Origin of the sequence: Marinobacter sp., from assembly GCF_039977835.1 — a bacterium.
Lineage (GTDB): Bacteria > Pseudomonadota > Gammaproteobacteria > Pseudomonadales > Oleiphilaceae > Marinobacter.
The window spans coordinates 1-21,043 of the sequence record NZ_JBDWCL010000017.1 but is presented as its reverse complement, the minus strand read 5'-3'; the positions used below and the strand labels follow the sequence as shown (position 1 = coordinate 21,043).

The 21,043-nt window shown below is 51.4% G+C and carries 19 protein-coding genes and 1 pseudogene; 3 read left to right on the top strand and 17 right to left on the bottom strand.

The annotated features are described in order from the left end of the window. Nucleotides 1-171: 171 nt before the first annotated feature. The gene (locus ABJM11_RS06465) at nt 172-1,197 is read left to right on the top strand and encodes a response regulator (protein ID WP_348294937.1); all 1,026 of its coding nucleotides are present in this window, start codon (nt 172-174) and stop codon (nt 1,195-1,197) included. Between the two features lie 2 nt (nt 1,198-1,199). Then, the gene (locus tag ABJM11_RS06460; protein WP_348294936.1) at nt 1,200-2,165 is read left to right on the top strand and encodes a diguanylate cyclase; all 966 of its coding nucleotides are present in this window, start codon (nt 1,200-1,202) and stop codon (nt 2,163-2,165) included. Between the two features lie 49 nt (nt 2,166-2,214). On the opposite strand, the gene ABJM11_RS06455 is transcribed toward ABJM11_RS06460, so the two are convergent. The 17 genes from ABJM11_RS06455 to ABJM11_RS06375 all read right to left on the bottom strand — a co-directional run bounded on the left by ABJM11_RS06455 (nt 2,215) and on the right by ABJM11_RS06375 (nt 19,863). Next, nucleotides 2,215-2,583, bottom strand: coding sequence for a histone-like nucleoid-structuring protein, MvaT/MvaU family (locus tag ABJM11_RS06455; RefSeq protein WP_348294935.1), 369 nt, complete (start codon nt 2,581-2,583; stop codon nt 2,215-2,217). A 157-nt stretch (nt 2,584-2,740) separates the two neighbouring features. Beyond that, nucleotides 2,741-4,003: a Vi polysaccharide biosynthesis UDP-N-acetylglucosamine C-6 dehydrogenase TviB gene (tviB, locus tag ABJM11_RS06450; RefSeq protein ID WP_348294934.1), complete on the bottom strand. Its 1,263-nt coding sequence runs from the start codon at nt 4,001-4,003 to the stop codon at nt 2,741-2,743. A 34-nt stretch (nt 4,004-4,037) separates the two neighbouring features. Beyond that, nucleotides 4,038-5,450, bottom strand: coding sequence for an MBL fold metallo-hydrolase (locus ABJM11_RS06445; RefSeq protein WP_348294933.1), 1,413 nt, complete (start codon nt 5,448-5,450; stop codon nt 4,038-4,040). A 65-nt stretch (nt 5,451-5,515) separates the two neighbouring features. Continuing rightward, nucleotides 5,516-5,707, bottom strand: coding sequence for a DUF2283 domain-containing protein (locus ABJM11_RS06440; protein ID WP_348294932.1), 192 nt, complete (start codon nt 5,705-5,707; stop codon nt 5,516-5,518). A gap of 5 nt (nt 5,708-5,712) precedes the next feature. Beyond that, nucleotides 5,713-5,970: a DUF4258 domain-containing protein gene (locus ABJM11_RS06435; protein ID WP_348294931.1), complete on the bottom strand. Its 258-nt coding sequence runs from the start codon at nt 5,968-5,970 to the stop codon at nt 5,713-5,715. Nucleotides 5,971-6,184: 214 nt separating this feature from the next. Further along, nucleotides 6,185-7,954 carry an SLC13 family permease gene (locus tag ABJM11_RS06430; protein WP_348294930.1) on the bottom strand — a complete coding sequence of 590 codons (1,770 nt, stop codon included), beginning with the start codon at nt 7,952-7,954 and terminating at the stop codon, nt 6,185-6,187. 6 nt (nt 7,955-7,960) lie between these two features. Next, complete coding sequence (gene cysC / locus ABJM11_RS06425; RefSeq protein WP_348294929.1) at nt 7,961-8,581, bottom strand: adenylyl-sulfate kinase; 621 nt, start codon at nt 8,579-8,581, stop codon at nt 7,961-7,963. 35 nt (nt 8,582-8,616) lie between these two features. Then, nucleotides 8,617-10,557: a nucleoside-diphosphate sugar epimerase/dehydratase gene (locus ABJM11_RS06420; RefSeq protein WP_348295137.1), complete on the bottom strand. Its 1,941-nt coding sequence runs from the start codon at nt 10,555-10,557 to the stop codon at nt 8,617-8,619. 38 nt (nt 10,558-10,595) lie between these two features. Beyond that, a complete protein-coding gene (locus ABJM11_RS06415) occupies nt 10,596-11,771 on the bottom strand; it encodes a DegT/DnrJ/EryC1/StrS aminotransferase family protein (RefSeq protein WP_348294928.1) in 1,176 nt (391 codons plus the stop codon). Between the two features lie 25 nt (nt 11,772-11,796). After that, a complete protein-coding gene (locus ABJM11_RS06410; protein WP_348294927.1) occupies nt 11,797-12,414 on the bottom strand; it encodes an acetyltransferase in 618 nt (205 codons plus the stop codon). After that, entirely contained in the window at nt 12,411-13,007 is a 597-nt protein-coding gene (locus ABJM11_RS06405) for a sugar transferase (RefSeq protein ID WP_348294926.1), read from the bottom strand. Before ABJM11_RS06405 ends, ABJM11_RS06410 begins: the two co-directional genes overlap by 4 nt. Continuing rightward, complete coding sequence (locus ABJM11_RS06400; RefSeq protein ID WP_348294925.1) at nt 13,000-14,223, bottom strand: glycosyltransferase family 4 protein; 1,224 nt, start codon at nt 14,221-14,223, stop codon at nt 13,000-13,002. Before ABJM11_RS06400 ends, ABJM11_RS06405 begins: the two co-directional genes overlap by 8 nt. Beyond that, the gene (locus ABJM11_RS06395) at nt 14,220-15,335 is read right to left on the bottom strand and encodes a glycosyltransferase family 4 protein (protein WP_348294924.1); all 1,116 of its coding nucleotides are present in this window, start codon (nt 15,333-15,335) and stop codon (nt 14,220-14,222) included. Before ABJM11_RS06395 ends, ABJM11_RS06400 begins: the two co-directional genes overlap by 4 nt. Further along, complete coding sequence (locus tag ABJM11_RS06390) at nt 15,316-16,773, bottom strand: O-antigen polymerase (protein WP_348294923.1); 1,458 nt, start codon at nt 16,771-16,773, stop codon at nt 15,316-15,318. The genes ABJM11_RS06395 and ABJM11_RS06390 overlap by 20 nt, the downstream gene beginning before the upstream one ends. After that, complete coding sequence (locus tag ABJM11_RS06385) at nt 16,760-17,665, bottom strand: hypothetical protein (protein WP_348294922.1); 906 nt, start codon at nt 17,663-17,665, stop codon at nt 16,760-16,762. The genes ABJM11_RS06390 and ABJM11_RS06385 overlap by 14 nt, the downstream gene beginning before the upstream one ends. Nucleotides 17,666-17,750: 85 nt before the next feature. Further along, complete coding sequence (locus ABJM11_RS06380) at nt 17,751-19,079, bottom strand: hypothetical protein (RefSeq protein ID WP_348294921.1); 1,329 nt, start codon at nt 19,077-19,079, stop codon at nt 17,751-17,753. Then, on the bottom strand, nt 19,072-19,863 hold the full coding sequence (locus ABJM11_RS06375) for a hypothetical protein (protein ID WP_348294920.1): 792 nt from the start codon (nt 19,861-19,863) through the stop codon (nt 19,072-19,074). Before ABJM11_RS06375 ends, ABJM11_RS06380 begins: the two co-directional genes overlap by 8 nt. 530 nt (nt 19,864-20,393) lie before the next feature. Here ABJM11_RS06375 and ABJM11_RS06370 point away from each other — a divergent pair. Next, a pseudogene (locus tag ABJM11_RS06370) lies at nt 20,394-20,936 on the top strand (IS110 family transposase); the annotation flags it as partial. Nucleotides 20,937-21,043: the final 107 nt, after the last annotated feature.

The window sequence follows — 21,043 nt, the reverse complement described above, 5'->3', positions numbered from 1 at the left end:
CTTGCCATCCGACGCCCGGCCCTGCGGACCGCAGTTATTATTTTTGTTACTGCTTGTTACCGCAGAGACACTATATCCCAGGCACCAGGGCCAATAGAGTGAGATAGATCACAGGGCATAGAATTCGGAAGGGCCGCTGCTATACTGACGAAAATAATAAACGGAGCCCCCATGACCACCCGCGTTCTTATCTGCGACGACTCCTCTCTCGCCCGCAAACAAATGGCCCGCGCCCTGCCCGCCAACTGGAACGCTGATGTTACCTTCGCCACCGATGGCCGCGACGCCCTGGAAAAGCTCCGGGCCGGTGCCGGCGAGCTGATGTTCCTGGATCTCAACATGCCGGAAATGGACGGCTACCAGGTGCTGGAAGCCGTACTGAAGGAAGATCTTCCGGTGCTGACGATTGTGGTCTCTGGCGATATCCAGCCCGAGGCTCGGGCCCGCGTACGCAAACTGGGTGCTATCGACTTCATCAAAAAACCCACCGACACTGACCTGGTGATAAAACTGCTGCAGGATTATGGCTTTCTTCGCCCTGAGGAGCTGGCCCAAGTCACTGAACAACCGGATAAGCAGCAAGCCGCCTCCACCCCCGGCGAAAGCCCCATCAGTCTCCACGAGTATCTGCAGGAAATCGCCAACGTCGCCATGGGCCGTTCGTCGGATCTGCTGGCAAGGCTGCTGAGAGTCTTCGTTAAGCAGCCGATCCCTCGAGTGGAGATGATTGCGCGATCAGAACTGAGCATGGCGATCTCCGCCGCCGAGGAAGACAGTTGTTATTCCGCCGTCTGCCAGGGGTTCACCGGGGCAGGAATAGCCGGCGAGGCGTTGTTACTGTTTTCTGACGCCAGTTTCAACGACATGGCCGAGCTGCTCCATTACGAAGAGATGGACCCCGAAACCGTCCAGGTTGAGGTGCTCATGGACATGTCCAGCATCCTCTTCGGTGCCTTTCTCAAAGGTATTGGCGACCAGCTGGACCTGAAACTCGGCCTGGGCCACCCTACGGTACTGGGCCAGCACCGGCAGATCGGAGACCTGCTTGAGCACCACAGCACACGACAGGAAAAGCTGCTGTGCATTGAAATCAGCTACGAACTGGAAGACAGGGACATCAGTTGCGACATGCTGGTACTGCTTACCGAAGACTCAGTACCCTTCCTTGAACAACGGCTGCAGTACCTGGTGGATTAATCATGGCAATGAACGAAATCGAGGCAAGTACCTTTCACTGGCTGGTCGACATGCTGGAATCGGTGGAAGTGGGCCTGGTGGTGCTGGATCTGGAGTTCCGCGTACAGGCCTGGAATGGATTCATGGAGCACCACAGCGGTATCACCGCCAGCAGGATCCGTGAGCAGGTACTGTTTGACGTATTCCCGGACATCCCCAAGCCCTGGCTGACCCGCAAGGTAGACTCCGTGGCGATGCTCAACACCCGGGCCTTTACGTCCTGGGAGCAACGCCCTTACCTGTTCCGCTTTCGCAACACCCGGCCCATTACCGGCACCGAAGATTACATGTTCCAGAACCTGACCATCAGCCCTCTCTCCGGCCCCGACGGAAACGTCGAGAAAATCTGCCTGATGGTCTACGACGTGACGGATGTCGCCACCAGTAAACGGGCACTGGAAAAAGCGAATGAACAGTTAGCCAAACTGAGCATGACCGACCGCCTCACCGGGCTGCTCAACCGCGGCACCTGGGAAAACCTCATAGACGCCGAGTTCGAACGCTACCGCCGCTATGGCCACCCCACCTGCCTGGTGATGTTCGACATTGACCACTTCAAACCGGTGAACGACACCTACGGCCACCTGGCCGGCGACGAAGTGATCAAATACACCGCCAAGGTCATGAAAGACAGTCTACGACAGGCCGACAGCCCCGGCCGCTACGGCGGTGAAGAATTCGGCATCATCCTGCCGGAAACCGACCCGGAAGGCGCAAGGATCATCTGCGAACGCATCCGGGAAACCATCCAGAACAGTACCGTACAAACCACCGCGGCCCCCATCCAGTACACCGTCAGCATCGGCATCGCCCCGTTGACCGACGGGCCAGAGAATCACATGCAATGGCTACAGCAGGCGGATGAGGCGTTGTACGCGGCAAAGGAGGGAGGAAGAAACCAAGTGGTGGTCTACAGTACGCCGGATTAGCGCCAACGGCGCGTAATCCGACACCAGGGTATCCGCTTACATCAACAATTCAGTCCTGCTGCCAACCCTGCACAGTTTCCTTCCCATGCTTCTTCCGCCACTCATTCAAAACCTTGTGATTACCACCACGGGTCTGAACCACTTCGCCAGTGTGCGGGTTCTTGTAGGTCTTCATCGGTCGCTTGGCGCGGCTACTGGTTGAGGTGTCAGCCTTGGCGCCCGCAATGGAAGGATCAATAGCACCCAGAATCTGGAGAACGTCTTTTGGCGACTTATCATATTTCTTCATCAGCTCGCGAACCTTGGTTTCAAACTCAAGTTCGCCCTTCAGCGCCTGGTCCTCTTCCAGTTTCGCCAGTTCTTCAGAGAGCTTTTCCATCAGCTGCTTTTTCTGGTAATAATCATTAATCTTTGCCATGGATACAAACCCTTATTTAATTATCTGCAATTGAAATGACAAAAGTCAGATCAGATAATAATAGATAAATTAATACATGGCAAAATAATTAATTTTGAACTCAGTCACCCATAAAAAAACCAGCCCGAAGGCTGGCTTTATTAAATAACCAGAAGGACTACAAACGCAAATCGGCCTCACCCAAAGGCAACACGCCCTTGAGATCAAACAACACGCCATTGCCATTCAGGTATTCCCGTAATTGGCCGGAAGAACGCTCTGCATATTCCCGGTGTGGAACGGCCAGCAATACCGCGTCATATTGGCCTTTCTCAGGGTTCTGATGTAACGAAATGCCATACTCGTGTTCGGCTTCTTCGTTATTGGCCCAACAATCGGTTACATCTACCTGGCAACCAAATTCAGCCAATTCTTTAACCACATCAATTACGCGGGTATTACGCAAATCGGGACAATTTTCTTTAAAAGCAAACCCCATAATCAACACACGGGCGCGGGCGATGGTGTGGCCTGCCTTGATCATAGCCTTTACCAGCTCAGAGGCGGCGTACGGGCCCATATTGTCATTTACCCGGCGCCCCGCAAGAATAATGTCCGGGTGATAGCCAACAGCCTGAGCCTTGTGAGTAAGGTAGTAAGGGTCTACACCAATGCAATGCCCGCCAACCAGGCCAGGCTTGAAGGGTAGGAAGTTCCATTTGGTTGCCGCTGCAGCGATCACTTCATGGGTATCGATTTTGAGCTTTGAGAAAATCATCGATAACTCATTCATCAACGCTATATTCAAATCGCGCTGGGTGTTCTCAATCACTTTTGCCGCTTCAGCCACTTTGATGGAACTGGCTTTATGGGTGCCGGCGGTAATAATGCCGGCATACAACTCGTCCACTTCTGTCGCTATTTCCGGCGTAGAGCCAGACGTCACTTTTTTAATCGTTGTTACGCGGTGTTCTTTATCACCGGGATTAATCCGCTCCGGGCTGTAACCGGCATGGAAGTCCTGGTTGAACACAAGGCCGGATACCTTTTCAAGAATCGGAACACAGACCTCTTCCGTCGCGCCGGGATACACCGTGGACTCATAAATAACGATATCGCCACGCTTGAGTACTTCCCCCACACTCTCACTGGCTTTAACCAGCGGTGTTAAATCCGGCGTTTTGAACTCATCTATCGGCGTAGGCACCGTCACAATATAAATCTGGCAATCCCGAATACCTTCCAGGGAATCAGAAAAGGACAGGCCTTTTGATGACGCTAACTCTTCCCGGGAAACTTCGCGGGTGAAATCCACACCATCTTTTAATTCCGCAATGCGCGTTGCATTGATATCGAAACCAACAATCTCGCGTTTTTCCCCGAAAGCTGCTGCCAGAGGCAGGCCGACGTATCCAAGGCCGACTACGGCGATTTTCTTCATAATCCCTGCAATCCTTTAATAACAAATAACGGGTTCAGGCCAAACCGGGGATCATTATCCCCTTTAGCCCAATGGAATGAAATTGACTTTTTAGTAATTCCTTTGCACCGGTATCCCCATGAACAATTCGGATTTCTGAAGGAGGTGGCTCGATTCCACTCACAAACCTCACCAGATCCGACTGCCCCGCGTGGGCCGAATAACCGCCCACCTGGTGTATCCGAGCACGAATATCGTAACGCTTCCCATCCAGCTCAACCCAACCACCACGAGGGCCATAGGTGAGGATGTCCCGCCCCGGCGTCCCTTTCGCCTGATAGCCTACAAACAGCACATCATTGCGCTTGTCCGCCAGCATGGCCTTCAGGTAGTTCACCACCCGGCCACCGGCACACATGCCAGAGCCTGCCAGCACTACGCAGGGCCGGTGGGATTTTGCCAGGTATTCAACCGCGTTCAGGTGGTCTTCGTGGGAATTGATGACGGTGAGTTGCTCGAAAGACAGCGGGTGCCGGCCCTGGTTGACCAGCTCGATGGCTTCGGCGTCCCAGAAGGGTTTGAGGTCGCGGTAGATGCGAGTGAAGGTAGCGGCCAGTGGCGAGTCGACGACGATTTCGAGATTGCTCCAGATGTCAGTAGGTGTGGGGTCTGACCCCGAGGGGTCAGACCCCTTAAACTCTGCAATTAGCCCCTCAATCTCATACAACAACTCCTGCGTCCGCCCAATACTGAACGCCGGTATCAAAACCGTCCCGCCATCCTCAAGTGCGTGCTCCAGCACCGCCTTCAACCGGTACCGCCTGTCCTCCCGGCTCTCATGGTCTTTGTCGCCGTAGGTGCTTTCAATCACCACACGGTCCGCCCGCTCCGGCGGCTGGGGCTCCGGCAACAAAGGTGCATGGGGCGCGCCAAGGTCACCACTGAACACAATCCGCTCGAACTCGTCGTCGCTCTGCGCCTCACATTCCACATAGGCCGACCCCAGAATGTGCCCTGCCATCTGCAACCGAACCGACAAAGATTCACCCTCGCCATCAAAAACCGTATGCCACTGCCCATAAGGCACCGGCACAAGCCGGGACCGAATCAGCCCAAGCACCCGCTTTATCAGTGCCCTGTCGCGAGTGAAGCCAATCTTCAGGGCATCCTCAAGAATCTCCGGCAACATGATGGCCGACGGCTCCGAACAGATAATCGGCCCTTCGAACCCGGCCGCAAGAAGATAAGGAATGCGCCCTACATGGTCGATGTGGACGTGGGTGACCACCAGCGCGCGAATGTGGCTATTGGGAAAATCAATGGAAAGATCCGAGGCACTAGCCCCGTTGCCTTCTTCCTCGCCCTGGAAAAGGCCGCAATCGATAAGAATGCCAGAGCTGCCAACGACCAGCTCATGACAGGAACCCGTTACGCCTTTCACCGCTCCGTGGTGTTTTATGTCTATCATAGTCCCTTACTACTTACTCTAGATATTCGGCATCGAATTCTGGCTTACCACCCCAAAACCCGACATTACGCAGCATGTGTTTTCACTAAAGGCCACGCACCATTTTTTTGCGCATCAAGAACCACAACTTCAACGATAGAACCGTCGGCTGCATAACTGATGTGAGTATTCCAATCCTGTGAAACCTCTTTCACAATCGTCTTGTCATTGAGATGGATTGTGAGGATATCATCTGCTTCATCATAGACGGTGCGCATCGCTCTCAACCCTCCCATGAAAAATGGTGCATAACTGTTTTCACTATTAACAAATTTTCTTCAAGCACTACCGGAGCGCACAGCAAATTATCAAGCCGCTCTTCAAAATGATGAGCAATCCACAATCTCTGCTCATCCTTGTAACGAGTTTGCCCTTCTTCAACCAATATCTCCAGCTCAGCATCCGCAATAAATCGGGTTCTCATTCTCTGCATTGCGTGGTGGGTAATTCTAACTTCGCGGCCAAAACGCTCTGAATACATATATACACTCTCCTTCCATGGATGAATGTTACTCCCTAAAAAGTTCGATCGGCTCGGGGGTGGGAGTACCTTTTCTGCCAGAAAAAGGTGTCTGAGCGAAGCGAGTTCTTTTTCCAAAGAAAAGGTACTCCCACCCCCGGGCCAGACTTCATAAGCAGCAGGCTACGAGGTGTCGGATTACGGCTTCGCCTAATCCGACCTACAAGGACCCCAATCAGAAACCCCAGACGAAGGGGATCAGACCGATAGCGGTTGAGCCTACCAACAGGCTCAGCGGGAAACCCAGGCGCACATAGTCCATAAACTGGTAGCGCCCCGGGCCATAGACCATCAGGTTGGTCTGATAGCCCAGCGGAGTGATGAACGAGGCTGAGGCTGCAAACATCACCGCTATGGCGAAAGGCAGGAAATTAACACCCAACTGCTCGGAGACCGCCAATCCAATGGGAAACATCAACACCGCCGCCGCATTGTTGGTGATAACTTCCGTAAAAGCGGCCGTAAGAATGTAAACCAGAGCCAGAGCCAGCCAGGGCGTCAGCGGCCCAAACAGGCCCAAAAGGCTGGATGCTACCCACTCTGCCCCGCCGGTCTCTGTCATGGCGGTCCCCAGGGCGAACGAGGCAGCAATCACCACCAGAACTGGCAAATCCACACTACGCCGGGCACGGCTGGCCGTAATGCACCCAGTGACTATCATCGCGCCCGCAGCAAGGAAGGCAGCCTCGATGATCTGCAACAGGCCGGACGCACTGACAAGCACCATCAGCAACAAGATACCCAGCGCGCGGGGCGCCTTGTGGAAATCCGGCGGCGTGGAATCGTTCAGCCCGCTGACCAGCAGAAAGTCCCGGCGGAACCGGTACTGTTCAACGAATTCATGGCTGGCTTCCAGCAACAGGGTGTCGCCCATTTTGAAGCTGATATCCCCTAGCTTCCCCGGCACACGGTTACCCTCGCGGGAAACAGACAAAATGGCCGCATTGAACCGGGTACGGAAGCGGCTTTCCCGCACCGTCTTGCCCAGGGCTGGGAATTCCTGGCCAAGTACCACTTCCACCAAACAACGCTGATGATTGGCCAGGTCCAGCTTCTGGATGCTGGCCTGGGCGGGCTTCAGCCCCTGAATCCGGCGCAGTTCGCTGGCGCACTCTGGCGCTCCTACAAAATACAGCTTGTCGCCGGGCTGCAACATCCGGTCCGGCTCCACCGCCGTAATCAAACGCCCTCCCCGGTCAATTTCCGTCAGGTAGCCATAATTAAGTGCCCGCAAACCGGCCTGCGCCACTGTCTTGCCGACAAGAGGTCCGGAGGCTTCCACTTCCACCTCAACCCCATACTGCCGCACCTGCTCCAGTTCCTCCTTCATGCCTCCACGGTCCGGCAGAATACGGGAAGCCACCAATACCAGATAAATACCACCAACCAACAGCAGCGGCACACCCACCCAGGCCAGCTCAAATAACCCCAGGTTGATCCCCAGGCGTGCCTGCAGCATGCCGTCCACCACCAGATTGGTGCTGGTGCCAATCAGCGTACAGGTGCCCCCAAGAATGGCGGCATAACTCAGAGGTAAGAGAAGACGGGAGGAAGGAATGCCCAGGCGCTGGGCCCAGTCCTGAATGGCGGGGATAAACATGGCCACGACGGCGGTATTGTTCATAAAGCCGCTGAGAATACCGGTGGGCGCCAGCATGCGCAGCTGGGCACCTTTCTCGGTTTTGGGGTGGCCCAGTAACAACCGGGCAATCCACTGCACAGCACCGGTTTCTTTCAGACCTGCTGCCACCACATAGAGCGTTGCAATGGTAATCACTCCCGGGTTGCCGAACCCGGCCAGCGCCTCAACCGGGCCCAGAATGCCGGTTATCAGCAGGAATGCCAGGGCCGCCATCAGCACAAGATCGGCAGACACCCGGGTAATAACCAGTGCTGAGAGAACCGTAAACAGGGTAAGCAGGGTAACAATGGCTTCCCACGCCATAGCTACTTACACTCCAGCAGCGTGAGGCGGGGTAAAGATCAGTTGTCGATCAAGGAGGTAATCAATCAAGCGGTTTACACAGTCTTCAACCGACATCTGCGACGTATCAAGGCGCACTTCCGGCCGCTCCGGAGCCTCATAGGGGGAATCGATCCCCGTAAAGTGCTTGATCTTGCCGGCCCTGGCCTTCTCATAAAGCCCTTTAGGGTCCCGCTCTTCACAGGTCTCAAGCGGCGTATCCATGAACACCTCGATGAACTCCCCTGCCGGGAACAGATTGCGCACCAGGCGCCTGTCGCTGGTGAACGGGGAAATAAAGGCGCTTAGGACAATCACACCGGAATCGGTAAACAGCTTGCTTACTTCCCCAATACGGCGAATATTCTCAACCCGGTCCTCATCGGAAAAGCCCAGATCCTTGTTCAGGCCGTGGCGTACGTTGTCACCGTCCAGTAGAAAGGTATGGTAGCCCCGTTCGAACAGGGCCACATCCAGCGCATTGGCAATGGTGGATTTACCGGAGCCACTTAGGCCCGTAAACCATAAAAGGCAGGGGCTCTGGTTCTTGATGGAGGCGCGGTCCGCGCGGGTGACTTTCTGGTGATGCCAGACAACATTTTCAGACATTGATCAGCTACCTTGCTTTTGAGACGTTGTTTTCCCTACACCGACAATCGATGCACTTTATCATCACTGCGCTCTGTCGCCACTACATCGAAGTGCCCATTACACCAAACCAGATCTTCCAGGGCGCCATTAGGCGCATAACCCGTTTTGGCTTCTTTAAGAACCTCGATAATCGCGGCGCAGTCGAAGGATTGGCTGGCACGTTGCAATTGGCTAAGGAACTCTTCAACCTTCTCCCAGGGTAATGATACTTCCCTGGCCATCATAATACGGGGATGCGAGGTACCCTGTGGGTCATCACCAATCAGCAACTCTTCGTACAGTTTTTCCCCCGGGCGCAGGCCAGTGAAGACCACTTCGATATCACCGCCGGGGTCATCGTCAGTTTTTTCTTCCAACCCCATCAGATGGATCATCTTCCGCGCAAGGTCCGCAATCTTCACCGGCTCGCCCATATCCAGCACAAACACCTCGCCGCCCACGCCAATACTGCCCGCCTGCAGCACCAGTTGGCTGGCTTCGGGGATGGTCATGAAGTAACGGATAATATCAGGATGGGTAACGGTAACCGGGCCACCATCACGAATCTGGTCCCGGAACAGGGGAACCACGGAACCGGAGGAACCCAGTACGTTGCCAAAACGCACCATCGAAAAAATAGTCTGCTGCTGCCGCTGAGCCAACGCTTGCAGCACCAGTTCCGCCAGCCGCTTGCTGGCCCCCATCACGTTGGTGGGGCGAACGGCCTTGTCGGTAGAGATCAGCACAAAACGCTCCACTCCAGCGGCAATCGCTGCTTCGGCAGTGTGCCAGGTGCCGAATACGTTGTTCTGTATCCCCTCAATAACATTGTGTTCTACAAGAGGGACATGCTTGTATGCTGCGGCGTGATATACGGTCTGGATGCCAAAAGCCCTCATCACGGTCTCACAGCGGCGACGGTGACTCACATTGCCTAAAAGCGGATGCAACTCTACCTCAAGCCCTTCGATCTGATTGATGGAAGCCAGCTCACGCTCAATGGCGTACAAGGAAAACTCGGATTGCTCGAACAGCACCAGCTTACTCGGGCGATGCCGAATGATCTGGCGGCAGAGCTCCGAGCCAATTGAACCGCCCGCGCCGGTGACCATAACCGACTTCTGGTATAGACTCTTCGCAACAACTGCAGAATCCGGCCGAACCGGGTCCCGACCTAACAGGTCCTCAATCTCCAGATCACGGATATCGTTAATACGTGCCTGGCCGGCCACCAGTTCCGACATGGAAGGAACCGTCTGAACGGGAATAGAAAGTGGCTCCAGCTGCTTCAGCAATTTCTTGCGATCAACCTGCGTGTTCTCATCCAACGCCAGAAGAATTCGCTGCACGCGGTGCCGGGGCAAATACTTGGCAATGTGGGTAATACTCACCACCGACAAGCCGTTGATCATGGATTTGTGATTGGCACGGTCAAGCGTCACAAACACCACTGGCCTATACTCAGTCCCCTGCTCTAGCGCAGAGGCCAGCTGCATACCGGTTTCGCCAGCCCCAACGATGGCAACAGCCTCCTTTGCCATCTGTTTGGGGTGGTTCACAATTATCCGCACGCCTAGGCGAGTACCGCTGACAAAAAGGAAGGCCAAAGCCCCATATATGATTGGCACAGAGCGTGGAACGAACACTTGTAACAGATAGCCCAAGGTGATCAGGGCTACACTAGAAGCAATTACCCCATAAACAATGGTGAGGATAGCCCGGTCACCCAGGTAACGGATCACCGCCCGGTAGAGCCCCAGGCGAACAAACACTCCTATGGTAAACACCACAGTAATGGCAGCAGCCGTCAATTGTCCCTGGGTAGGCAGCCAGAGGTGCTGCTCCAGGCGTAGTGCAAAAGCAGCCCAGATCGCGAAGAACAGGAAGAAAGCATCTGAAAGTACCGAAATAATCCGCTTATGAAGCCGGGGAAGGTTCAGAAACGCCCTGATCAGTAAACTATTGTTACCACTCTTTGCCAACTCCCCCTTGTTCAAGCGCTCGCCTCCTCCGCTACGCGCGCAATTACTTCACACGTGAGTTTGATTTCATCGGAAGTCAATGTAGGGTGCACCAGAAACATCAGGCTGGTTTCACCCAAATCCCTGGCCACCGGCAAGCGCTCCACCGGCGCCATGCCTGCATCTTGTATAGCCTTTTCAAAATATACTTCCGAACAGGAACCTGAAAAACAGGGCACGCCTGCATTAACAATCTCCGCCTGCACTCTATCCCGGTCCCAGCCCGCTTTCAGGGCTGCAGGCTCCACAAAAACATAACATTTATAGCCGCCATGGCCGATGTACTCCGGAACGTCCGGCACCCGCAACGCCTTGCACTTCCTCGCCGTCTGCCAGATAGTCTCGCAGTTCGCCCGGCGGCGGTCAGTCCAGCCCGGCATACGCTGCAGCTGGATTCGGCCTATCGCAGCCTGCATCTCCGTCATCCGCCAGTTAGTGCCAAAACTCTCATGAAGCCAACGGAAGCCGGGCGGGTGCTCGCGTTCATAGACTGCTTCCCAGCTTTTACCATGATCCTTATAAGACCACATACGAGACCAAAGTTTCCGGTCATTGGTGGAAACCATGCCACCCTCACCACCGGTAGTCATAATCTTATCCTGGCAGAAAGACCAGGCGGCCACATGCCCAAGCGAGCCGACGGGATTGCCCTTGTATGTCGCTCCGTGGGCCTGAGCACAATCCTCAATAACCGATAAATCATACCTGGAGGCCAGCTCATTCAGACCATCCATGTCGCAAGGCCATCCAGCCAGGTGTACAGCAACAATCGCCCTGGTATTCTCGGTGATCAATGGAGCAACCGTTTCAGCGGTAATTCCCTGGGAATCCGCATCCACATCTGCGAACACCGGCCGGGCACCTGCGTTAACAATACACGTTACCGAGGCCAGAAAGGTTCGGGAAGTGACAATAACTTCATCACCATTGCCAATACCCAACCCTTTCAGAGCAAGGTCCAGAGCCACTGTACCGTTAGCAACCGCCACGCAATACCCGGTGCCCGCAAACGCGGCAAACTCTCGCTCGAATTCGCGACCCTCCTGGCCAGTCCAATAGTTGACGCGATTGGACAGCAAGACACGGGCAACCGCGTTAGCCTCTTCCTGCGTGTAGGAAGGCCAAGGAGAAAAAGAAGTGTTAAGCATTAACAAACTCATCTGTGGAAAATGTTTACAGTATGCGAACGGGATTGCCGACAACCGTCACTTCAGGAGCAACATCCCGAAGAATCACACTGCCCATACCGATTACCGCCTTGTTGCCCACCGAGACCAACTGTTTTATTGATGCAGCAGCACCAACCCAAACCTCATGGCCAAGAGTTACACCCCCCGAAAGCACAGCGTTAGGGCTAACATGCACGTAATCACCCAAACAGCAATCGTGCTCGATCACCGCGCCAGTATTGATAATTCCACCGGCACCAATTTGAACGTCAACATTAACTGCCGCCTTGGCGCAGACCACTGTTCCTTTACCAATGAGGGCATAATCACTAACCACAGCAGATGGATGGATAATTGTTGCCAACTTTAAACCCTTGCATTCGATTAGCTTCATTTTCTCGCGACGAACGCTGTTATTACCAATGCCCACCGCTATGCCATCATAGCCTGCCGCAAAGCACAAAAGGCTTTCAGTATTGCCCAATACAGGCCACCTGCCATTTGAGGAAACGTTTGGCCAGGCATCATCAAAAAAAACGATTTCACTCCATCCTTGAGCCAAAGCCGTATCCGCAACAACCTTGCCATGACCGCTAGCTCCAAGGATAGCAAGGCGCCTCATTCCCGATTACCCGTAAACTTACTCATGGTAGCTTCACCATCAGCACTGATACCTTCGCGTGCACAAACTTTCTTTACTGTGAGAAGGAGAATTTTCATATCTAACCAGAAACTACGGTTATCCACATACCAAACATCCAACCTAAACCTCTCCTCCCACGAGAGCGCATTACGACCGTTAATCTGAGCCCAACCCGTTATTCCGGGACGTACTTGGTGGCGACGAAACTGCTCCTTTGAATATAGCGGCAAGTAATCCATTAGAAGCGGTCGAGGCCCGACCAGACTCATGTCACCTTTCAGAACATTCCAGAGTTCGGGAAGTTCATCAAGACTGCTCGATCGAAGTAACTTCCCAATACCAGTCATCCGCTGGGAATCTGGCAGTAGGCGCCCCTGGTCATCCTCTAAATCAAGCATAGTCCGAAACTTAACCATCTTGAACGGCTCACCGTTTACACCAGGCCGAACCTGTGAAAAAAAAGCAGGCCCTCCAAGTTTTAGGCGGATGATGATTATCAACAGTAGAATACACGGTGAGAGAATCAGCAAAGAGAAAAGAGCGACTGAAGCGTCAAAAATCCGCTTACCCATTGTAATCCCGCAAAGCACGCTCTAGCGTGTCGTTTAATTGTTCTGCCAATATAGCCCGGTCAAACCGTGATTTTGCCAATTCGAGGGCCGCTTTGCGAGCCGACTTAACCCTTTCGGCATCCTTCACAAAACTTAAGATTTCAAGAGCAGCTCCACTCGCATCTTCGCATGAGACCTCAAACCCTGCCCCTGACTCCCTTAGAATTTCGGCCTGCCACCCACCATGATTGACAAAAATAGGCCGTCCTGCCGCAAGAGAATCAAAAAACTTATTAGCAGAGTTATGCCATAGAGCTTTATTTGGAATGACAAGAGAGGTCGTTATAGTCGCAGCGCTCAGCAATGCAGGCATTTCAGACTTCGATACTGGAGGCTCTATAAAAAAGTTTCTATCCAGCACCCCCAAAGCCTCCGCACGCTGCTTAACCTGTTTAGCTTCAGCGCCATCTCCAACTGCCAAAAAGCGTACTTCCGGATCATAATCAAGCATTACACTTGCGATATCGGCAAGATAGCCCACACCATTTACAAAACCAAAGGTTCCTGCGTAAAGAACCAAAGGCCGATTTCCAAGCCATGGCCGAGCGAATCTAACCCTATCTCCATCACTTTCAGGAACGTCGAAAAAATCCAAGTCAGCGCTATTAGGAATACAGTGGACTTTTTCGGGACTAAAACCGGTGCGAATAACACCCTCACACATTCCCGGCGAGAGACCCACCACCCTTTCAGAGTGACTATAGGCCCATGACTCCAACCTTCTGGCAAGAAATTTTGTCACCGGGGATTTCAATACGCCCAGCGCGATTGGAACCTCGGGCCACAAGTCCCGCACTTCGAAAACGAGAGGAGCTGCCAGAGCCTTGCTGGCCTTCACTGCCGGGATTGCAATAGTTAGCGGGGTACTGGTTGCAAACACTACGTCTGCCTCCAATTGTGAAGCGTACTGCCCCGCCTTTCTGGCAAAGCTGGTAAAAGCGAGCAACCTGCGCGTATAGCTCATAGCGTTGCTATACGGAACCGGCAACCAATGTACGTGGATGCCCTCAATTATCTCCAGAGACCAATTATTCCCTTTTAGTTTTCCATCAGTTCTGGAAGTTACCATGTGCACATCATGGCCAGCTTTCACAAGTCTTCGGGCCATCTCATAGGATCGGGTTCCGCCCGACATATCCGGCGTCCGGAAATATTGATGCAGATAAATAATCTTCAAGAAAAACACCCCAAATATTCAGAAGCAACGTTGTCCCAACTAAATCGCCTGATTTCCCTCTGAATCCATTCGTTCGGAACGCCATCTGGGTAATTCCTTAACAAAACCATCAAAGACTTGGCAATACTAGCTGGTGATCTTGGATCAACAGGAAGCGTAAAGGGCTCGTTCCACATGCCATCAATACCCTCTCCCTCGCTAAATACAACAGCGCACCCCTGAGAAAGAGCTTCTACATAAACCAGCCCAAAAGTCTCCGTCAGTGATGGCATAGCAAAAACACGAGAACTGCGATAAACGTCCCTTACTTTCTGTGCTTCACACAGTCCACGAACTTCAACGAAAGACGGCACCGCATCAAATCCAGTTACCTGCAAAAACTCACTTTCGGATCCACCTACAAGAACCAAGCGGAATTCCGGAATGGCACCATGAATAATTTTTGCCGCCTCTCCAAGCTTGGTAAGATTTTTATTTTTGTTAAACCTTCCTACGAAACACGCTTGAAAGGGCCTTTGGATGGGTTCCGTAATCAGATTCTCCAGCCACCAATTGGTAATGGCATTGGGAATCACCTTTACGCGTCTCGAAGCTTTTAGCACACTGGGCCAATTGCTCTCAAAGCGATTACGGTGTGCCTGGCTTACAAAAACCACCCCCGACGATCGACGAACCATTAGCCGCATAAGCCACCTATAGTGAGGAAGTTTAGCGACAAAATAATTGATATCGGTGTTCCTCACTACAAGCACATACTTTAACGGATAGAAAAAAGAGAACAAAAATCCGACCATACCATCGGACCAAAAATTATGGCAAAGCAGCGCCGGCTCTTTTCCTATTTTTAGGACGGCATCACGAGCATCCTTAAGAGCGAAAAAGCACTTTAAAAACACATAAAAAATTTTTGCGAGCGGAAAAAATCGAATCACCCTGTTTCTAAACAAACAAAACTTTATGTGAACCGCACTTCCAACCGACGAATTATTAACCATGAGCTTACGATTTCGAACCGGCACCACAACATACTGGGCGCCATCAATACCAGAAATCGATTTTATCAAATTCAGATGAACTGAACTGCTCACAAAGTTATTGGAAAGATGAATCATAAAAACCTTTCAAGCGAATACGACTTATAATATACGTAACCCATATCAGAGCAAAAATCGATATTACACTCGGAATAAATAACCATATAGCATTACTTAGGACAGCAAACTCAACTTTAGGCAAAATAAACCAGAACCTCACCAAGAGCGCTGAATAAACAAGAAACACCAGAACGCTTTTGGATCGCGATACCAAATTAAACGAAAGAGCCCCTAAATAGCCAAAAATATATGCCGCCACTAAACTACCGAAATACCCAAAATTCGCGTACAACTCATGTATCAAACCTGGAGGTATACCGCCAACATTATTTGGATACCATATATCGCTAATTCCGTAACCAATATAAGTACCATTCCAGGTCGGGACAAACGCAGTGATCCAATTAAGCAGTGACTCGCCCCACAAAAAACCCTCAACACCTCCGTAATGATCCTCATAAACAATCATGGCAGGAAGATTTGGCACGTTACCCTTGCCAAAAATTAGCCCCATAAACTGAGGTAATTTTTCGGAAAATGCAGAAAACCAGCCAATCTCATCCCCCGAAATTCTTGACAAATAAACCTCAACACTTACAAGACGGAGAAAATAAGCACCTACCATTACGAGAAAAATAGTCGGAAAAAGTACTAATGCCCAACGAAAATAAGCTCTTCTATTTCGAATTAAGAAGTACTCCAAAATGAAGATAAACATTAGTACTGAGAATGTGAAAAAAATCTGACCCCGCGATACCATTGCGAAAAGCGTAATGACAAGCATAGAAAAATATATAAAGCTGCGCCGGAAACTCCACTCACTAAACGAACACCGGAAAAGAACAAGGCCAACGATAAATAAGTTATAACCCAAGGTAGTATATATCCCATCATTAACCATATCTCTATGGCGAGCAACACCAAAGTTTAGGAAATAACCGACCGGATCGCTAGGACTAAACAGCCAGACGTTGTACAACACATTCGCAATGGCTACAAGAAAAAGAAAATAAATAGAGACCTTCAAAACCAGAGGATCTACGCCTTTTAATGGTTCTGAAACAACGTTATCCACGTCTTCTTTGAGGGGAACTTTCCTTATCGATAAATATCCACCGTAGAATACCAAAAGCCAAATCGAAATATATAGCACCACCAATGGAGCACGCTTTTGAAGCTCTGCGATACCATGGATAGCATGTTCAGCTCTAGAGAAACCGGATACAGAAAAATATATCACCGCTAGAGCAAAAAGTGCATACATTGCATTTACAGCAAATACAGGTTCATACCATTTCACGTTTCTGAAGAAGAGGGGAAAAAATAACACAACGACCAAAATTAGTGCAGATAAAGCCAACTCATAGAAGATCCCGAACATTTCCAATACAGTAATGGATGCCAATGTGGTAATTGATATTATCAGGAACCACGATGAATACTTAATCAGCCTCATGCAACTCCTCACTAAAAAAAGAAGCTGCGCGCTGGGCAAGCACTCCCTCCGTAAGGTTGGCCATAACCCAGTGGCGGCCCTCCACATTGAACGGCAGCCGCCCACACACAAACTTTTCCCTAAGGTGGGTCAGGTTTTCCTCCATATCCCTTATCAAGTTGGGCGAACGATCCGGCTCAGGCAACAAAATCGCTGACGGGTGCGGATAGGTATATAAAACATAACGACCACATAAAAGAGCCTCCCGAACCGTGCCTCCCATTGCATCGTGCCTGACGGCACGTAACACAACCACGCATTTAAGGTACTGGTCTTGCGCGTGAGCCCACCCCAAAAAGGTAAGGTTTGGTGGGCAATCATCACACCATGCACCCTCTCCGCCCATTATGCGGAATTGAACATTCGGCATTCTTCGAGCCAGCTGAGCCAGTTCATCCCCGCAGTAATTGCTGTAATTATGATCAGGGACGTATGAGAGAACTGTGAATTCACTCGGCCACTCCGGATGAGATGCACCGGCCTCCTCAAACTCGTCAGTCGGTGTCGGAAAAGGAAGGCTTTTGGCGCGACACCCGAACTCCGCCAACTCTTTTATTAACCAAGGCGCAGCCACACAGTGCTTGCTATGTTGCAGGAGATAACGCGTAACGGGAATTGACCAATAACCTGCAATCGCACCAGGTGATTTGAGCAAAAGGGCCGTCCTTGGAACATCCGAACCGGTCCAATAGAAAAATAACTTACCGCCAAGAGCCACATAGAGCAAACAAAGGATGTCTATCACAAATGCTCGCGGGCGGAACTGTCCTGGTCTAAACCCCACGCGGATGACCGCTTGTGTTCCAAACAACCTCAAAAGCGAAAATAAATCTTTTACTTTGACCTCGGACACTGGTGAACATTTCAACTCAGAATGCCGGCTCAGCGATAAAGCTAACCGACGTGTCCACATACCAGTACCAATAAGGCCGACCCTCTCAGACATACGCAACCTTTTTACCTGCGATGATGATCATAATTGCTGTCAACATGCCGGCTATCCAAAGGTGGCCATGTATAAATAACATCCAGCTCGACACCAAGAGAGTGACCACACCAAATAGATGGATCCGAATCATGCGAAAAACCCTCAACAGACTGGCGTTAGCTAGCGTCATCGCACTCATTACCGATATACCATAAACAAACACCCCGCCAATTCCGAGTGCCGCTGCTGCCACTACAACGTCTTGGTAAAGAAAACCTATGGCCAAGGCCATACACCGGTTGGCCACATCCAACATGCTGAGGCCAAAAGACCAACGTGTTCTATTCAGTGCAACAAATACCATCGCAAGCGGCGAAGCGATGAACCAAAATCCTACTAATAATGACAACCAGGGGACAAGCTGAGAAATCCCTACCCATTCCTCCCCCATTATCAAAGGAAAGAGAGCCCCCCCATAGACTGCAAGGCTGCCGTACAAACAAATTGCAGTAAGCAATAAATTACCGACGCTGTGCTCCACAAAGCGATTTATTGAGGCGCCCTTACTCGTGCGCTTCCCCAATTCAACAAGCAGCGTATCGCTAGCCACCTTTGAAAGCAGTGAGTTCGGAACTACCACCATCCTATAGATCAGCAAGAATGTGCCTGCCGCAGCAGCACCGACCGAAAATGGCATTCCCAAAGGCAGCATCTGCAGAGCTAAAGCCCCCAGTAGGGCACTGGGTAACAACCACTTGGCTGTTGGCCATTGACTGGAAAATACAGCCCTTAACTGGCAGCTTGAGCGCCGTTCAAACCTTTGGAACACCAAAACAAGAGCAACACAGCGGCCAGCCAATTCTCCCCATAGCAACCCTGGCAATCCGATTCCAGATACGCCAAAAGAAACTTGCCCGCCTATAACACCTGTGGCCTGAGTAGCCCTCCCTGCAGAGGCAAGAAGGACTCGTCCATTCACGATGAGATAGTAATAAAAACCGTTAAAAACAGCAGCAGCAAGTGTTGTTCCCGCAATAAAAAAAGCCTCAAGTGGCGAAAGGAAGAGCAAACCGATCAGGCCGAGCAGAAACGCACCAACCATCGAAAAAGCAACAACAACCCAAAGAGTCGCGTGAGGATCCTCACTTGCTGGAATCAACTGTTCAAAACGCACAGTTACAGCCACGACGGAAATTCCAACAATACCCAATAAAACCGAGTATCGGCCAAACTCCTCAGGGGTAAAGATGTGGGACAGCAATGGGCCCGACGAAATGCCCACGAAAAGCGTGACCACCGGGCCGAGCAAAAGTTTTAAAAAGCGGGATCGACTATTCACGAGATTGTCGTGACTTCAAAGCGATTAATAGAAGAAGGGTAATGACAACACCCAATCCTGCCCACAGCAGAATTCGATGCAATCGATTAGTCCCAACCTGTTCCACCACTACAGGCATCTCCATTCCGAAATACGGACTAATAAATGGAAAACTTTTTGCAGACTTCTCGAAATCAGATGCAATTTGGCCGATTTCTCCCCTATCCTCTTCCAGAAAACCCAAACCTCCCTGCTCAGACAGAAGCCGTAAGGCTCGCCCCTTACGACTCAACCAAGCAGTCAGAGCCTCACTCGACCTTACCGTACTCTCCTCCTTAATTTCATCCACCCATTCCAACAGGCGATCTTCTGCATACTGGGGATTATCACCAGCCACGGTGAATGTAATCGAACGTTGATTTAAACCATCTATCATTCCTGGATTGGTGCGGGCATATCGTTGAAATTCATCCCCGATATTTCCAGTACTCAGGGCGCCGTCCACCACAAACCTGAATAGATTGTTATCAAGGAAACGAAACCAGGAATTGAGCAGCTCAGCCGTGAGGGAGTCAAGCGTAACGCCAGAGTCTGAGTCAGTTGTTACCAAGCTGTTCCGTACCAACTCTGCCTTGATAAGAAAATCAGGAGCAGCATTCCAATACTCGTCAAATAAAACCCTTTCTTTCAGCTCCAAGGATGCGACATATCGAGTTGAATCCGTGGCATACAACTGGATAGCACCAACACCTGCGCCAACGATAAGCCCAAAAAATGACCACACTATCCAGCGTAGATAACCCACAGAACACCCTCTTAAAGTTAAGATCTATTACGAATAATTATTAATCAGGCACGCTACCGCCCCACCAACCAGGGCTCAGCGTACTAAGGCTAACGGTATTTCCGTCTTCGAGACGGCGCAATTCTACGTGAGAAGCGTCAGTTATTCAGTTAACACGCATTATATATTTCAGCGTCTTTACAGGCACACACGCAAACATAGCCCACGAAAGCTTCGAGCCTGGGGTTTCTGGGCTGGATAAACTAAGGGGTTACCGTAAGCAATGGGGTGGACTCCTCCTCTCCTCACTCCTGCGTCAGCACGCCATAATGATGGGTGAGGCAAACCACCATCTTTAGGATGAGGAGAACTCCACATGACCATTGTCCGGGTTGGAGTCGACATCGCAAAGTCAGTTTTTCATGTTCATGGCGTTGACCGTCATGACACAGTTCTCTGGACCGGCAAGTACTCCCGCCGGAAATGGCTGGACGCTTTGTGCAGGGGGTGCCTGTCGGGGCTGAAATTGGCATTGAGGCTGCGCTTCCTCCCACCATTGGGCGCGACAGTTTCAAGCCCGTGGGCATCATGTGAGATTAGTTGCTGCCCAGTTTATTAAGCCTTATGTGAAGAGCAACAAGAATGATCGGGTCGATGCTGCGGCCATCTGCGAGGCAACGGGTCGCCCGCATATGAGATTCGTGCCGATTAAGACGGTAAACCAGCAAGATATTCAGGCCACTCACCGGATTCGGGAAGAATTGGTGGGACAGCGAACAGCAAAGTCTAACCAGATCCGGGGTCTTGTGGGTGAATATGGAATCGTTGCTCCGGCTGGCATCCAACAATTGCGCAAAGCGCTACCCTGCTGGCTGGAAGATGCCGAAAACGGGCTGACCGATGCCTTTCGCATTCTTTTGAATGGCCTGGCTGAGGATCTTCGTTACCTCGATGACCGAATTGCTTCGCTTGATGAACGGATTTCTCAGAGTGTTCAGCAAGACCCCGTCGCAAGTAAGCTGATCACACTGCGTGGCGTCAGGCCATTGAGGGCCAGCACTCTAGTGTGCCTTAACAAAAGTTCATCGATATAATTACAGCTCAAGAGTATAATTGCAGAAAGCATCGATGGAGCTACTGCAATGGGTCGACCCGTTATTCCTTTGATCATTACAGGCGAAGAACGCGAAGAGCTTAGTTC

What these genes read in the sequence shown, in the direction of transcription:
- ABJM11_RS06395 (WP_348294924.1), bottom strand. Translation starts at nt 15,335, where the DNA reads ATGATTCATCTTTCCAATAACTTTGTGAGCAGTTCAGTTCATCTGAAT.
- ABJM11_RS06435 (WP_348294931.1), bottom strand. Translation starts at nt 5,970, where the DNA reads ATGTATTCAGAGCGTTTTGGCCGCGAAGTTAGAATTACCCACCACGCA.
- ABJM11_RS06390 (WP_348294923.1), bottom strand. Translation starts at nt 16,773, where the DNA reads ATGAGGCTGATTAAGTATTCATCGTGGTTCCTGATAATATCAATTACC.
- tviB (WP_348294934.1), bottom strand. Translation starts at nt 4,003, where the DNA reads ATGAAGAAAATCGCCGTAGTCGGCCTTGGATACGTCGGCCTGCCTCTG.
- cysC (WP_348294929.1), bottom strand. Translation starts at nt 8,581, where the DNA reads ATGTCTGAAAATGTTGTCTGGCATCACCAGAAAGTCACCCGCGCGGAC.
- ABJM11_RS06405 (WP_348294926.1), bottom strand. Translation starts at nt 13,007, where the DNA reads ATGGGTAAGCGGATTTTTGACGCTTCAGTCGCTCTTTTCTCTTTGCTG.
- ABJM11_RS06460 (WP_348294936.1), top strand. Translation starts at nt 1,200, where the DNA reads ATGGCAATGAACGAAATCGAGGCAAGTACCTTTCACTGGCTGGTCGAC.
- ABJM11_RS06440 (WP_348294932.1), bottom strand. Translation starts at nt 5,707, where the DNA reads ATGCGCACCGTCTATGATGAAGCAGATGATATCCTCACAATCCATCTC.
- ABJM11_RS06455 (WP_348294935.1), bottom strand. Translation starts at nt 2,583, where the DNA reads ATGGCAAAGATTAATGATTATTACCAGAAAAAGCAGCTGATGGAAAAG.
- ABJM11_RS06415 (WP_348294928.1), bottom strand. Translation starts at nt 11,771, where the DNA reads ATGCTTAACACTTCTTTTTCTCCTTGGCCTTCCTACACGCAGGAAGAG.
- ABJM11_RS06465 (WP_348294937.1), top strand. Translation starts at nt 172, where the DNA reads ATGACCACCCGCGTTCTTATCTGCGACGACTCCTCTCTCGCCCGCAAA.
- ABJM11_RS06430 (WP_348294930.1), bottom strand. Translation starts at nt 7,954, where the DNA reads ATGGCGTGGGAAGCCATTGTTACCCTGCTTACCCTGTTTACGGTTCTC.
- ABJM11_RS06445 (WP_348294933.1), bottom strand. Translation starts at nt 5,450, where the DNA reads ATGATAGACATAAAACACCACGGAGCGGTGAAAGGCGTAACGGGTTCC.
- ABJM11_RS06410 (WP_348294927.1), bottom strand. Translation starts at nt 12,414, where the DNA reads ATGAGGCGCCTTGCTATCCTTGGAGCTAGCGGTCATGGCAAGGTTGTT.